Here is a 13,904-nt window from a genome sequence, read left to right as displayed (position 1 = left end):
TTTCTCCTATTCTAGTTAAGTCCATTCATCCGGGTTTGCTTACGCCAATTAGAAGGTGTCTCGCCTTCCCAGAGGCGGAAGGCCCGGTAGAACGAGTTCTGATCTTCATATCCGATCAGAAAGGCCACTTCTTTAATATCGAGCGAAGGGTCTGCCAAGTACTCCCGCGCCTGCTCATGTCTGACTTGGATCAACAGCTGTTTGAAGCTAGTGCCTTCATCAGTAAGCCGGCGCTGCAAGGTGCGGCCGCTCATTCCCAATTCGCCCGCGACAGTCTGAATGTCTGGGTGCCCTCCTGTGAGCGTGCGTTTCATGATCCACTTGACCACTTCAGTGATTGAAAGGCTATTTTGCTGATCATTCAACGATTGATCCAGCACAGGAGTCAGAATCTCCAGCAACTCTGCATTATACGAGACAAAGGGGCGGTCCAGATCTCCTCGATGCAGCGTCAGCCGATTCCGATCTGCACCGCTCCGGATACGGCAGCCGAAGTATGCTTCAAGCGCCTGCATGTCGCCCATTGGGTGTGCAAACTCGACCGACTTCGCTGTCAACGGCTGACCTGTACCCCGGCGCCCGAGTTCCAGAAGAAATGCCAGTGTAATGCCAATCAAGAGCGGCGGACCGGGTTGCTTATCATCCAACCATTCCAGTTCGATTGTGCAGTGCTCACTTTCCTCGGTGATACGCAAGCTTTCGGGAGGGCACAATTGTTTATAGCGGGCCATTCGCTTTAGCGCGTCGCGGTAGTCACGAGCATGGTAAGCCGCTAATACGGCTGGAGGGTAATGTGCCGGCTCAAAGCCGGTCGCAAGCTTGATGATTCCTTTGGAAACATCATCAACGAGATCGGAATACGCCTGCCAGATCGCGAGGTATTGGGCGGCGGTGACAACTGGTTCAGTCATCATGGTGAGCGGCAGCTGGGCTTTTCGGAGCACGTCAGAGGCGTTAATTCCTAAGTGACGCAATCCCGCCCAAAACCCTGCCGGGAATTTAATTCGATTATGAGACATCATACGTATGAGCACTCCTTTAACTTTCTGCACCTTCGCTCACTTGGTCGTCATTCCATCCTGCCTTATTGGCGGGACAGTTATAACTTTACCTATCCATTGTCGGACTGTAACTAGCAAAGGACGACATTTAACTTGCCGATTACGCCGAACGTGTCAGCGTACGAAGACTGTGACAGGCAGGCGCCTGTATTCTATCATTACCTTCAAATAGGAGGGACAAGTATTATTGTTTGAATCTTCAATTGATGAATGCAGTCCTTAGATATAGGAAACAAGCCGGGAGGAAACTCCCGGCTGTAAAATCATCCCTTGCCAAACACGGGATTTCCTGTTTTCATCACATGTTTTCTCGTCATGAAAAAGAGGAGGGCGGCGACAAAAAACTCGGAAAGCGGCAAGGATAGCCAAACTCCCGTGACGCCAATAAACTTAGGCAAAATCCAAAGCAGGATGAGAAGGGACACGAAGCTTCGCAATATGATGATCAAAGCCGATGAGCCGGCCCGGCCAATGGATTGAAAGTAACTCATATAGACAAAGTTATAGCCAAGGAAGATATACCCGATAAAAAATAGGCGGATTCCATCGATGGCCAGCTCCTGGATTTCGGTTGATTCTATTCCGAATAAACCTACAAGGAACGGTGCAGCCACCCAACCGATAACGAGCAAAAGAATTCCCAGGATAACAGCGGTCTTCTCCCCAATCTTCATGCTGCTTTTGATTCGTTCGCTTTCTTCAGCACCATGATAATAGCTGATCATTGGCTGAAGCGCCATTTCAATGCCGAAGAAGGACAGGAACATAAACCCGTGAAGGTAGTTGATGACCGAGAAGGCAGCGACCCCTCCCGTGCCTGCCAATTCGGACATCGCCAGGTTATACCCTGTTACAAATATGAGGAGCCCGGCCTCCGCCAGAAAACTTGGAAACCCGATGGCAAAGATGTGCAGAAGGGATTTCCGGGACCACTGAAACGCCAGCTTTCTCAGTTGCGCTTGACGGTTAAAGAAGTGCAGGGATAATACAAGCAGTCCGGCGAATCCGCCAAGCACCGTTGAAATCGCAGCACCTGTTACCCCCATGTTCAAAATCATGATTGTATAAAAATTCAGAATGATATTCACAATCGATGTTGTTGCAAGAGCTATCATCGAAAGCTTTGGACTGCCGTCATTCCTTACAAAAATACTTAAGACCTGTTCTAATGCGATGACCCAGCCGAATAAAAACATGACGTTTAAGTACTCTATGACGTAAGAAGAGGTGTCGGAGTTAGCGCCAAGCCATAGGGAAATGGCTTGAATATTGAAAAGCCCGAACACCCCTAAAAGCGCACTGATGATTAGTGTAGAGAAGAGAGCCAGAGAAAAAACGCTGCTTGCCTTTTGCGGACGATTCTCCCCGATGCTGATAGAGTACTTCGTTGCTCCGCCTATCCCAATCCACAGAGCGATGGCCATAATCAAAGAAATGACCGGATAGGAAAGGTTCACTCCAGCCAGTGCTGCGGTTCCAATCCCATTTCCAACGAATAGGCCATCAATTAAAATATTCGCTGACATTAAGAGTAATCCAAGCGTTGCAGGGATGAAATATTTAAAAAACACTTGATTAACTGGTAATTTCATTAGCTGCTGATGTGTTTCTGTCATCATGTATTCCTCCTATAATGAGCTACAGGAGTATTCTAAACCTTCAAGTTACTTGAAGGTCAATCAAAACTTTGTCACCGGAATTTGGATTAAAGTGACAAAATGATCGGACTCCTTGATGACAGCTTCATCAAGAACGGAAATCTCAACGGGGATTCCTTCAAGTTTATATCCTTCCTCTTTCAGCTGACGTAAAACAAGCTGATAACTTTTTCTCATGTCCTCGTAGGGGCCAATATGAGGATAGCTTGCATACAAACCTTCGTTTAAATATTCATCGCTGTTTTCGCCGTGCAGCAATTCAAATAAGCCGATGTATTTTACAGGTCCTTCTTGCTTCAAGCTTTCCATATCCACGATCGTTCCGATGTCTCCGGTGAAGAAGCCGTTATTCTCGATCGACTGGCTCGAAAGCGTTTCTCTATCCTTTAAATAGATGTCGTCGCCTTCCTCTATCAGATCGACAGGTTTGTCAAAATACAGATAGGAAACAGGCCGTTTTGGGAAATACTGAAATGTTAAAGCAGGATGACCGGCAAGTTTTATTCCTTCTTCGATTGTGGAAATTTTGTTTTCGATCCTCGCCGCACTGCGTTGGAGCCGGCAAATTTCCATCCTCACTTCCTCAAGCTTCTTCTTCAAAATATCCATCGTCGTTTCCGGAGTCCTTTTATCTAACTGATGCTGAATGTCTTTTAACGAAAATCCATTTTTCCTTAAAAAAATAATGGTATCCAGAACCTGAAATTGTTCAACACCATAATATCGATAGGATGTTTCAGGGTCAGTATACTTTGGCTTGAACAGTCCGATTTCATCATAGTAACGCAGAGTCGATGCGGGCAGCTTGAAAAGCCGTGCTACTTCTCCCACGCGGAATCGATTATTCACCATTTTTCACCTCATTTGTTGGTATGTGAACTTTTTTTAGGGTTATCGGATGTATATCTTAAGCCTACTATTGACATTAGGTGAAAATGCATGCCTGGTCAACAAGGAACCGCAGCCTCTAAAAGGGGCATTACGCCAAATGTTCAAAAATAAATGAGGGCTTCATGATTGGAAGCCCTCATTTATTTTTCACAAACGTGAATACAGTATGGTTAAAGAAGCTCATTTCAGAGAAAAGGTTTGAAATGTTCCCGGCAAGTTTATTGCTGAACCGCCCTTGTTCCGATTGAACGAAATCGCGGGTGCTCTGCCAGTATGGAACGCTTCATTTCTTTTACAACCGGGTGATCTGACTTTAAAAACCGATCTTTCTCGTAAAGCCCGGTCAATTGGCCGTGATCTAAAACACCTAGTGTATTACTTAATTGATAGGCGGCTTTTAAATCATGCGTTATAAAGAAATACGACATTCCAAAATCGTTTTTGAGCTCTTTTAATAAATCCAATATAAGCGTTTGGGTTACCATGTCCAGGCTGCTGACAGACTCGTCCAATACGATCAGCTTCGGCTTGAGCGAGACTGCTCTTGCAATATTAATTCGCTGCAATTGGCCGCCGCTGAATTGATGCGGATATTTTGTTAAATCCTCTTCAGTTAAGCCTACTCTTTCCAACAGCTCGATAATGGTCCGTTTTTGCTCGGCGATTGTGAGCCTTTCATAGTTTTCCAGCGGTTCTGCTATGATTTGTTCCGCCGTCATTCGCGGGTTGACGGAAGAATATGAGTCTTGAAAAACAGCTTGAAGGTCGCGGCGGATTTTCCGCCGGATGGATTGCTCGGCTTTATATAGATCATGACCTTGAAAAAAGATTTGGCCTGATTGCGGCCGTTCCAAACCGAGCATCACTTTTCCCAATGTGCTTTTCCCGGCTCCGCTTGGTCCAAGCATGCCCAGACATGCGCCTTCTTCAATTGAAAAGCTGACATTGGAAAGGACTTGTTTCGATAGAGCTTTCCATTTGAACAATTTGCGCGCCGTATAATGATGAGTGACGTCTTTCACTTGTAATAAACTCACTTGTTCACCCCATATCAAATGCAGGTCTTCTTCATACTGACTCAAGTGGCAAGTTGATCCATTGGCAAAGTCAACCGTGCACTTAACAGCTTCTTTGTATAGTCATGTTTTGGTTCATCAAACAGCTGAAACACATCTCCATTTTCTACAATTCTCCCATTCTGCATCACAGCGACTTCATCGGCCATTTCAGCAATGACGCCCAGATCATGAGATATAAGCAAAATCGCCGTGCCGAATTCAGATCGCAAGCCATCTAAATATTTCAGCACCGTCTTCTGATTAAACACGTCGAGCGCAGTTGTGGGTTCATCCGCAATAAGAACGGCCGGCTCTAAGCATGCTGCAATTGCAATCATGACCCGTTGAAGCATTCCGCCGCTTAATTGAAAAGGGTAAGAATGCAAAAGCTTAGCAGGGTGGGGTAAGTTCACATGGTGCAACGCTTCGGTCGCAAGCTCTTTCGCCTGTTTCTTGCTAAAAGATGTATGAGAGCGAATCGATTCGGTCATTTGCTGGCCGATCGTAAAAACGGGTGTAAAAGCGTTCATCGGATTTTGCATGATATAGGCAATATCTTTGCCGCGGATTTTACGCATTTCCTTATCTGCTAATCCGTTCAATTCACGGCCTCGTAATGCAATACTTCCTTCCACCTTGGTTGTTTTTGGATCAAGCGTCTGAAGAATAGACATGCTCGTTACCGTTTTTCCGCAACCGCTCTCACCAATTAAACCAAGAACCTGTCCGCGCTTCAGTTCAAAATTAATCCCTTGAACGATAGTTGAATTTCCTTTTTGATTGTGAACCTGCACATGCAAATCTCTGACTTGAAGTACAGTTGATTGTTCTGTTCCCAACTTCCTCATTCCTTTTTATCATCGACGTTTGACGCCGTATTGATCTGATAAGGCTTCGCCCAATAAATTGAACGTCACAACGACAACCATGATCATCAGCCCTGGATAAATCATTAACTCGGGGTTCGTCCGAATATACGATTTACCTTCATGAATCATCGCTCCCCATTCAGCTGCCGGGGGCTGGACGCCTAATCCGAGAAAAGACATGGCGGAGATATCCATAATGGCCCAGCCCATTTCCAACGTCCCGATGACGACGAGGGGAGGGAGGACATTAGGGATAATATGCTGTTTAATAATTTTCCATTGTGAAGATCCATTGATTTTTGCCGCCGCAATAAAATTCTCCTCTTTCAGACTAAGCACCATTCCTCTAAAAATTCTTGCATAATAGACCCATTGCACAAGCATGAGGGCCACAATGACTTGAGGAAGTCCAGGACCGAATATGCCCACGAGGCCAAGAACTAAAATTAAGTTCGGAAAGGCCATCACACCATCGCAGCATCTCATTAACAGCTGATCAATCCAGCCGCCTTTATACCCTGAGACCGTCCCGATTATGAGGCCGATAACGAGTGAGGAAATGAAAATGAGCATCGCGAATCCAAGAGAAATTCGGGCGCCGTACAAAAGGCGGGATAAGTTGCATCTTCCCAGATGATCAGTTCCTAAAGGAAACGTCCAGGACGGAGGCTGCAGCTTATAGACCAAATGGACATCAGCAGGGTGATGCGGCGCAATCCAAGGGGCGAATACAGCGATGATAAAAAGGACGGTTAATATGATGGTGCAGATTGCGATCACTTTTGGGCCTTTGAAAATCTTGCGTATACTTATCATCGATGCTGTCCTTCTTTCCTTGAAATGCGCGGGTCAATATACATTTGAATGAGGTCAACAATTAAGTTGCTCAATATAAAAAAGGCGGCGGCTAAGAACACATAGCATTGAATGACAGGGATGTCCCGATTGAAAATGGCCTCAATAAAATAACGGCCAAAGCCCGGCCAAGAAAAAACGACTTCAACAATAATTGTGCCGGTGAGCAGCTTGCCAAGGTTCATTCCCAGCCCCGTAATCATCGGAGAAATGGCCATTCGCAATACATGTTTGGCCATAATGTTCATCCTCGTCATTCCTCTTATGCGAGCAAATTGCACATAGGGTTCTTGCAGGTTTTCGATGACACTTGCACGGAGCAGCCTTGTATACATCGCGATTAAAGGAAGCGCCAAAGTCATCGACGGCAGTACAAGATGCTGCCATGTCCCGATTCCCTCTACCGGCAAAAGGTCTAACTGAACAGAAAAGAAAAAAACCAGCATATACCCTAACCAAAAAGTCGGGATGGATGCTCCGAAAAAGGAAATGAAGCGGCTGATATGATCAACTGCACCGTTTCTTTTAATTCCCGCTAAGAAGCCTAGCGGCACACTGACAAGCACCGCAATCAATAAACTCCCAAGCGCGAGCTCGATCGTCGCCGGCATTCGGTGTGCAACTTCATCCCAAACCGGCTGATTCGAAACATAAGATATGCCAAAATCAAGTTGGCATATCTTCAATACAGAGTTTACATATTGAATGAAGAATGGCTGATCCAAGCCAAACTCATGTCTTTTTTGCGCTAAAATTTCATCGGTTGGCTGGATATGTGCTGCGGCTAAGTATGCTTCAGCTGGGTCAACCGGTGAGAGATGAATCATTCCAGTTGTGAGAAGTGCAGCTAAAAGAAACACTGGAATAATAGACATGATTCGTTTCAATATATAGTTGCCCATAAAAGCCTCCTAGTGTTGCTGCTTGATGCGAATCCCTGTAAATGGATGTTCGTCACGATTGGCAGGGAACGTAAAGTTGCTGATATTCTTTTGATATATCGCCGTCTTTTTAATATAAGAAACAGGAACGATGGCTCCCTGGTCTTGAAGGGATTTTAAAATAGATGAGTAAAGCTCCTGCCGCTCTTTTTCATCAGTCGTTTGAGGTACCTTTGCCATCTGCTTGATCAGCTCGTCCTTGTTTGGATAGGCTGAAATCGCTTCATTAAATCCGAATCCTTTGGAGGAGACAATGTTTAAAAATGTGTGCGGGTCATAAGGCGCACCATAGTTGCTAAAGAAGTTCATATCAAACTCATTCGCTTTAAACTGTTTGACTTGGGTTGCCAATTCTACACCTTCAAGATTCAGCTTTACCCCGATCGCCGCCCATTCTGCCTGCAGCGTTTCGGCCATTGTTTTTTGAATGGATTCCGCTGAATCATACATTAAACTAAATTCAAGAGGCTTTCCGTCTTTCTCGCGCACCGTCTTGTCATTCGGAAGCTTCCAGCCTGCTGCATCTAATAGTGCTTTTGCTTTCTCTGGATCATAGTTGATTTGCTTTACATCAATATCAGACGTGTATGGGAAGTCTGTCGGCAAAATATGATCTGCTTTTTCTTCTAACCCGGAGGTGATGCCTTTCACCAAGGCTTCTTTGTCAAAACCATAGTGGAGGGCTTGACGCACGCGCTCATCAGAGAGCTGTTCTTTTTTCGTATTCATGACAAGCTGTCTCGTCGCCACAGGTTCAGAAAGGCTTGTTTCATATTGGCCTGTCGCTTGCAGCTGCTTGAATGCATCCAAACTGATAACGCCTTCGCCGTAAATGAGGTCAAGCTCACCTTTTTCAAATGCAAGCACCCTTGTTTCGGCGTCCGGGATGACTTTCACCTTGATTTTCTCGACTTTTGGCTTTTCACCCCAATAATGTTCATTGCGTTTAAAAACCGCATATTCATCAGCTTTATGCTCTTCCAATACCCACGGGCCCGTACCTACCGGTTTTGCGACACCCTTTGATGTATCGCCGTCCTTAGGGAAGCCGGCTTCTCCCAAAAACCGGACCGGCCGTACTACGGCTAGTTCCTGAATGGTCGGGTAATATGGTTCAGTTAATGTCAATTTAAATGTATGATCATCAATCACTTCTGTTTGGGCTATTTTTGAAAGAAACCCTAACCAGCTGTGTAATTCAGTATGTTTTAAAATGGAATCAAAATTCTTCTTCACAATTTTTGCATTAAACGTTGTCCCATCTGAAAATTTTACATTCTTACGCAAATGAAACGTATATACTTTACCGTCATTTGATATATCCCAAGATTCGGCTAAATGCGGTTTAAGCTTTCCTCCCGCTTCATAGGTAACCAAAGGTTCATATACCATCGACTGGGCAAATAATTGGGAAGGATTATACACATGCGGATTCATCTCGCCAATATCTCTAGGCCAAGCCATTGTGACCATGTTTTCATGCGTTTTCTCTGTTGAATTTCCTGAGGTTGTACATCCGGCCAATAAAATAGAAAAGGCGAGCATTAATACAAAAGTAATTTTAATTTTCGAACTAATCCTTCCGCTTATCATGCTTTGTTTCCTCCTAAATGAAGTTGATAATCATTTTCATTCTATGCAGGAAGCATGCCCTTGTCAATGTAAGATATAGGAACTGCTTACATGCTGCGGAATGGGGGAGCGGCGGCATCCCGTGAAGAACGAGCGCAAAGAGGGAGAGGCGAAAATGAAGTGGCGAAGAATGAACTTTTTATTAAAATGGATTGTAAAAACGAAGCAATCAAAGTACACTTAATGATAATGATAATCATTTACGATTGAGGGTGTAAACTCATGACATATACCGGGAGTGAAGAGCGATGAGCAGAAATGAAGTGTTTGATGTGACCGTGATCGGCGGAGGTCCGGCCGGTTTATATTCCGCCTTTTACAGCGGACTGCGGGGAATGAAAACAAAGATTATTGAATATCAGCCGGTGCTGGGCGGAAAGGTTCACGTTTATCCTGAAAAAATGATCTGGGATGTCGGGGGACTAACGCCGATTTCCGGAGCCAGGCTGATAGAACAGATCGTGCAGCAGGGGCTAACATTTCATCCTGAAGTGCTGCTGAATGAGAAAGTCGAATCGATTGCCCGCAATAAAGAAGGGGTGTTTGAATTACATACGGCTGCCTCAGGGGTGCATCTGTCCAAGACGGTCATCGTTGCCGTGGGCGGTGGCATCCTTAATCCGCAAAAGCTTCAAATAGAAGGAGCAGAGCGTTTTGAAGTGTCCAACCTGAATTATACGGTCAAATCACTGCAGCATTTTAAAGATAAAACGGTCATTGTATCAGGCGGCGGTAATTCGGCTGTCGACTGGGCCAACGAGCTCGAACCTGTAGCGAAAAAGGTCTACCTCGCTTACCGCAAAGATGCGCTCAGCGGGCATGAGGCCCAGGTGGATCAGCTTCTGAACAGCTCGGTGAGCTGCTTCTTCTATACACAGATTACCAAGCTGATCGCTTCGGAAGATCATGAGGTGATCGAACGGGTCGAGCTCACGAACGCTCAAACCGGTGAGGTGATGGAGCTGCCTGTCGACGAAGTGGTTATCAACCACGGCTATGAACGCGACACCTCACTGCTGGAGAACAGCCGGCTTCATATTACCAGGGTTGATGACTATTATATTAAAGGTACCGCCAACTGCCAGTCTTCCGTGCCCGGACTGTATGCGGCAGGGGATATTGTGCATTATGAAGGCAAGCTGCACTTGATCGCCGGAGCGTTTCAGGATGCGGCAAACGCGGTCAACAGCGCCAAGCGCTTTATCGATCCCGAAGCACACAAGAGTGCGATGGTGTCGTCACATAATGAGGTTTTCAAAGAGCGCAACCGCGAGCTTGTGAAGAAAATGTTCGTGTAGAAAAGGAACGTTTCCGCCGTGGGAGCGGCTGATTCGTCGAGGGGATCTTGGAGATATGCCAAGATTCTCTTTTTATTTAAACCAGCCTTTTTCCTTTGAACGGGTAATGGCTTCGATCCGATTTTTGACCTCAAGCTTTTCAAGAATCATTGAGATATAATTTCGCACGGTTCCGCTTTTGATGCTGAGTTCTTGGGCGATTTCTTTTGTGTTTTTTCCGTCAGCCACAAGTTCGAGCACTTCTTTTTCTCTATCTGTGAGGGGATTGGCCTCACTGTACATGTCTTCCATCAATTCAGGCGCATAGATCCGCTTTCCTTTCATGACGCTGCGGATGGCGCTCGCAAGCTCTTCGCTTGGGCTGTCCTTTAACAAATAGCCTTTAACACCTGCTTTAATGGCCCGCTGAAAGTAACCGGGGCGGGCAAAAGTGGTTAAGATAATAATGTTGCAGCCTGTATCCTTTAGTTCCTCGGCAGCTTCAAGCCCCGTTTTTCCCGGCATTTCAATGTCCATAATGCATACATCAGGCCGATGTTTTTTTGTGAAATCAACGGCATCCTGTCCGGTTGTGCCTTTGCCGACGACTTCCATATCATCTTCTAAATTCAGTAGTGATCCTAAAGCGCCCAAGAGCATCTGTTGATCTTCCGCAATAAATATACTAATCATGCAAGCCATCCTTTTTTGTTTATTTTGAGTTATTAGGAATTGACATGGTAAGCTTGGTGCCGTTTTTTGTATCAATGTGTAGGCTTCCGTTTGCAAATTCAAGCCGTTCTCTCATGCCAAGCAAGCCGTGTCCTTTTGAAAAGTACTTCTCTTCACCTTGAAACGTTCCATCGTCAGTCACTGTAATGACAACTTCCTTCCAGAGCTGCTGGATGTCAATGCGGCAGCTTTTAGCCTGACTGTGTTTGACGACATTAGTGACAGCTTCCTTTAAGCACATACTCAATATGTTTTCATTAAGCAATGAGATATTTTCCGGCAATTTTTCTTCTTCATAGATGAACGCAATGTCGGCTGCTTCGAGAATTTGTTTGATGTTAATCATTTCATCCTTGAGCCGAATGCCTTTCATGGAGGATACAATTTTTCTGACTTCATTTAAAGAAGTTCTCGCAGTTTGCTGAACGCTTTTCAGTTCACGCGCGGCTTGATCGGGATCTTTGTAAATTAATTTTCTCGCCAAGTCGCTTTTTAAACCGATCAGAGACAGCTTTTGTCCAAGTGTATCGTGGAGGTCGCGGGCAATCCGCTGCCGCTCTTCTAATTTTACCAAATTGGCAATCCGTTCATTAGCATACTCGAGTTTTTCTTCAAGGCGTTCGCGCTCCTTGCGGTTTCTGATACTGAACGGCAATAAAATCGCGCTGATGAGAGTGATGACCACAAAAGGAATTTGTGTCAGAAAAAATTCTTTTTTTAACACGAGACTGAAGTTGGCAGCGACGGCTGCGCTTATTAAATGAACGTAATATAAAATGTGAAAAGGGGCTCGTTTTTTTATGTTCCCTATAAAATACGCGATAAAAAAAGCAAAATAAATATAGCTGAACAGCATAATTGAGGCGGTTGAAATGCCGATTAATATAAACGCCCACAAATAAATGTCCCAGCCTTTTGAAACAAACGCAAATCTGTATACCGCAAAAAATAAAAGTGTCAAAATGATGCCGACGACGATGACAAGGGTAGATGATGATTGCATGATAAAGTAGAAAGGCAGGATGAAAAATATCGTCCATATATACGGCGAGATCCCGTTAAGTTTTTGAAATGCAAAGTGCTTTTTGAACATGATATAACCTCGTTTTCAGCTTTTCATCTTTAGAGTAACTTTACCATTGCCTGAGCCGGATTGCATCATCCGACAATAAATAAGGAAGCCTTCTTGTTGATATAAGAAGACCTCCTCATCGTCAGGCGTTCTTTCGCAGCTTCTGTTTTTCCGTTGAATCCTGCGGAAGATGGGAAGATGTTTGTTTCATGTCCCGAAAGGTTACAAACTGCTTTTTTTCTTCATCCCAAAGCCGGAACGCGAGTGATTGCAGGCTTGTTTTTAAAGTGATGGTCGGGACGTTTTTTAGTGGTTCGTGCTGCTCATGTGCGATTTCAAGTTTATAGTTAGGCACCTTTGGGCTCAGATGGTGAACGTGGTGGTACCCGATATTGCCTGTAAGCCATTGAAGCAGTTTCGGGAGCTTATAAAATGAACTTCCTTCCACAGCCGCCTGAACGTAGCTCCAGTTTTCATCCGCTTCAAAATAAGAATCTTCAAATGTATGCTGAACATAAAACAGCCAGACGCCGATCGAACCTGAGATCAGAAAGATCGGACCCTGTACGAGCAAGAACGATTGCCAGCCAAAGATCAGGCAGCAGACAGCAGCCAATGCCACGATTGCAAGGTTGGTAAGGTATGTGTTCACACGTTCCTTTCGTCTTGCACCTTTTTTGTTAAAGCGGTTTGTGATCAGAAAGACATAAATTGGTCCGAGAATAAACATGATAAACGGATTTCTGTAAAGTCTGTATGCGATTTTTGTGCGTAGAGGTGCGGCTTTATATTCGTTTACCGTCAGCAGCCAGATATCGCCTGTTCCGCGTTTATCTAGGTTGCTGCTTGTCGCATGATGAATCGAATGGCTGTGCTGCCATTGAAGATAAGGAAATAAAGTCAGAACGCCTGTCAAAAAGCCGAGAATGTGGTTAAGGCGTTTTTGTTTGAAAAAGGAAAGATGGCAGCAGTCGTGAAAAATAATGAAAATTCTCGTCAAAAACCCTGCGGCAATCACCGTTATTCCTAATGTAAGGAGGTAGGAGACATCGAGGCTGAGGTAGGCAAGAAACCACAGTCCGAAGAAAGGAATAAACGTATTGAAGAGCTGAATGAGACTGTTTTTGGTATCAGGCTGGGCAAATGCAGCAACCTGTTTTGTTAACTGTTTTTGTTTGTGTGTGGTGGTTTGTTCAGTCATAGTAAAGTTATCCTCTCATAAATGGGTCTTAAGTTAAGTTTACGGTACAGAGAGATGTCTTTGTAGTAGCACACATCATGCTTCAAACATGACACTTGTCATGTTTCCTTCACCCGAATGGATAAGAAGATTGACAATGTCATGATGGGCAAATCCGCATGATGATATGGTGAATAATGGAATCTGCAAAAACGCGATGATTGATTAGTTAAACAAAGTTCTTTTACAATGATGTGATAGATGTTCATTGTTTAGTCATTTCATAAGGAGAGAATTCATATGTCACGAATGGAAAATAAAACATTTAATTGTGAGAAGGAGCTGACGCTCAACATTATCGGCGGAAAGTGGAAAATGCTGATTTTGTGGTTTTTAGGAAAAGAAGGTACGAAAAGGTTCGGAGAATTAAAAGCTTTGATGCCCGGCATTACGCAAAGAATGCTGGTGAATCAGCTGCGTGAATTAGAAGAGGATCATATTGTACATAGGGAAGTATATCCGGTTGTTCCCCCAAAAGTTGAATATTCCCTAACAAAACAAGGAGAAAGTTTAATGCCTATATTAGAGGCGATGTATGAATGGGGTAAAAATTATATAGAAACGAACTTTTCAAAAGATGATGAATAGAATGATTGACTTTAAGATACTGTTTTGGAG

The 13,904-nt window shown here is 44.5% G+C and carries 13 protein-coding genes; 2 read left to right on the top strand and 11 right to left on the bottom strand.

The genetic code is table 11. From position 1 onward, the window contains the following. Window positions 1-11: 11 nt before the first annotated feature. The 8 genes from MHB72_RS14915 to nikA all read right to left on the bottom strand — a co-directional run bounded on the left by MHB72_RS14915 (window position 12) and on the right by nikA (window position 8,926). Window positions 12-1,019: an AraC family transcriptional regulator gene (locus MHB72_RS14915; protein ID WP_195257703.1), complete on the bottom strand. Its 1,008-nt coding sequence runs from the start codon at window positions 1,017-1,019 to the stop codon at window positions 12-14. 305 nt (window positions 1,020-1,324) lie between these two features. Beyond that, entirely contained in the window at window positions 1,325-2,680 is a 1,356-nt protein-coding gene (locus MHB72_RS14910) for an MATE family efflux transporter (RefSeq protein WP_035399740.1), read from the bottom strand. 60 nt (window positions 2,681-2,740) lie between these two features. Beyond that, window positions 2,741-3,571 (bottom strand): MerR family transcriptional regulator, encoded by an 831-nt coding sequence (locus tag MHB72_RS14905; RefSeq protein ID WP_254122013.1) that lies wholly within the window; start codon window positions 3,569-3,571, stop codon window positions 2,741-2,743. Between the two features lie 257 nt (window positions 3,572-3,828). Further along, window positions 3,829-4,647 carry a nickel import ATP-binding protein NikE gene (gene nikE, locus MHB72_RS14900; RefSeq protein WP_216919941.1) on the bottom strand — a complete coding sequence of 273 codons (819 nt, stop codon included), beginning with the start codon at window positions 4,645-4,647 and terminating at the stop codon, window positions 3,829-3,831. A gap of 41 nt (window positions 4,648-4,688) precedes the next feature. Next, on the bottom strand, window positions 4,689-5,507 hold the full coding sequence (gene nikD / locus MHB72_RS14895) for a nickel import ATP-binding protein NikD (RefSeq protein WP_216919943.1): 819 nt from the start codon (window positions 5,505-5,507) through the stop codon (window positions 4,689-4,691). A gap of 18 nt (window positions 5,508-5,525) precedes the next feature. Beyond that, window positions 5,526-6,353, bottom strand: a complete 828-nt coding sequence (nikC, locus tag MHB72_RS14890) for a nickel ABC transporter permease subunit NikC (RefSeq protein WP_216919944.1) — start codon at window positions 6,351-6,353, stop codon at window positions 5,526-5,528. Further along, a complete protein-coding gene (gene nikB / locus MHB72_RS14885) occupies window positions 6,350-7,294 on the bottom strand; it encodes a nickel ABC transporter permease subunit NikB (RefSeq protein WP_020452336.1) in 945 nt (314 codons plus the stop codon). The genes nikC and nikB overlap by 4 nt, the downstream gene beginning before the upstream one ends. Window positions 7,295-7,303: 9 nt before the next feature. Continuing rightward, window positions 7,304-8,926: a nickel ABC transporter substrate-binding protein gene (nikA, locus tag MHB72_RS14880; RefSeq protein ID WP_216919946.1), complete on the bottom strand. Its 1,623-nt coding sequence runs from the start codon at window positions 8,924-8,926 to the stop codon at window positions 7,304-7,306. A 287-nt stretch (window positions 8,927-9,213) separates the two neighbouring features. Here nikA and MHB72_RS14875 point away from each other — a divergent pair, with 287 nt between their 5' ends. Beyond that, window positions 9,214-10,263 (top strand): NAD(P)/FAD-dependent oxidoreductase, encoded by a 1,050-nt coding sequence (locus tag MHB72_RS14875; RefSeq protein WP_216919947.1) that lies wholly within the window; start codon window positions 9,214-9,216, stop codon window positions 10,261-10,263. 72 nt (window positions 10,264-10,335) lie between these two features. On the opposite strand, the gene desR is transcribed toward MHB72_RS14875, so the two are convergent. The 3 genes from desR to desE all read right to left on the bottom strand — a co-directional run bounded on the left by desR (window position 10,336) and on the right by desE (window position 13,247). Beyond that, the gene (desR, locus tag MHB72_RS14870; protein WP_043926574.1) at window positions 10,336-10,935 is read right to left on the bottom strand and encodes a two-component system response regulator DesR; all 600 of its coding nucleotides are present in this window, start codon (window positions 10,933-10,935) and stop codon (window positions 10,336-10,338) included. Window positions 10,936-10,954: 19 nt separating this feature from the next. Then, window positions 10,955-12,067, bottom strand: a complete 1,113-nt coding sequence (locus tag MHB72_RS14865; RefSeq protein ID WP_216919948.1) for a sensor histidine kinase — start codon at window positions 12,065-12,067, stop codon at window positions 10,955-10,957. 121 nt (window positions 12,068-12,188) lie between these two features. Further along, the gene (gene desE, locus MHB72_RS14860) at window positions 12,189-13,247 is read right to left on the bottom strand and encodes a fatty acid desaturase DesE (protein ID WP_216919949.1); all 1,059 of its coding nucleotides are present in this window, start codon (window positions 13,245-13,247) and stop codon (window positions 12,189-12,191) included. A gap of 279 nt (window positions 13,248-13,526) precedes the next feature. Between desE and MHB72_RS14855 the strand changes: the two genes are divergently transcribed. Beyond that, window positions 13,527-13,874, top strand: a complete 348-nt coding sequence (locus tag MHB72_RS14855) for a winged helix-turn-helix transcriptional regulator (protein ID WP_003183789.1) — start codon at window positions 13,527-13,529, stop codon at window positions 13,872-13,874. Window positions 13,875-13,904 lie beyond the last annotated feature (30 nt).

This window comes from Bacillus sp. FSL K6-1284 (assembly GCF_038002625.1).
Classification (GTDB): Bacteria; Bacillota; Bacilli; order Bacillales; family Bacillaceae; genus Bacillus; species Bacillus paralicheniformis.
Note: the sequence above shows the minus strand (reverse complement) of the source record. Positions and strands in the feature narration are given on the sequence as shown.

Bases quoted from the DNA above. Each gene is read 5' to 3' on its own strand.
- nikA (WP_216919946.1), bottom strand. From the start codon at position 8,926: ATGATAAGCGGAAGGATTAGTTCGAAAATTAAAATTACTTTTGTATTA.
- nikC (WP_216919944.1), bottom strand. From the start codon at position 6,353: ATGATAAGTATACGCAAGATTTTCAAAGGCCCAAAAGTGATCGCAATC.
- MHB72_RS14855 (WP_003183789.1), top strand. From the start codon at position 13,527: ATGTCACGAATGGAAAATAAAACATTTAATTGTGAGAAGGAGCTGACG.
- MHB72_RS14875 (WP_216919947.1), top strand. From the start codon at position 9,214: ATGAGCAGAAATGAAGTGTTTGATGTGACCGTGATCGGCGGAGGTCCG.
- MHB72_RS14905 (WP_254122013.1), bottom strand. From the start codon at position 3,571: ATGGTGAATAATCGATTCCGCGTGGGAGAAGTAGCACGGCTTTTCAAG.
- desE (WP_216919949.1), bottom strand. From the start codon at position 13,247: ATGACTGAACAAACCACCACACACAAACAAAAACAGTTAACAAAACAG.
- desR (WP_043926574.1), bottom strand. From the start codon at position 10,935: ATGATTAGTATATTTATTGCGGAAGATCAACAGATGCTCTTGGGCGCT.
- MHB72_RS14910 (WP_035399740.1), bottom strand. From the start codon at position 2,680: ATGATGACAGAAACACATCAGCAGCTAATGAAATTACCAGTTAATCAA.
- nikB (WP_020452336.1), bottom strand. From the start codon at position 7,294: ATGGGCAACTATATATTGAAACGAATCATGTCTATTATTCCAGTGTTT.
- MHB72_RS14865 (WP_216919948.1), bottom strand. From the start codon at position 12,067: ATGTTCAAAAAGCACTTTGCATTTCAAAAACTTAACGGGATCTCGCCG.
- MHB72_RS14915 (WP_195257703.1), bottom strand. From the start codon at position 1,019: ATGTCTCATAATCGAATTAAATTCCCGGCAGGGTTTTGGGCGGGATTG.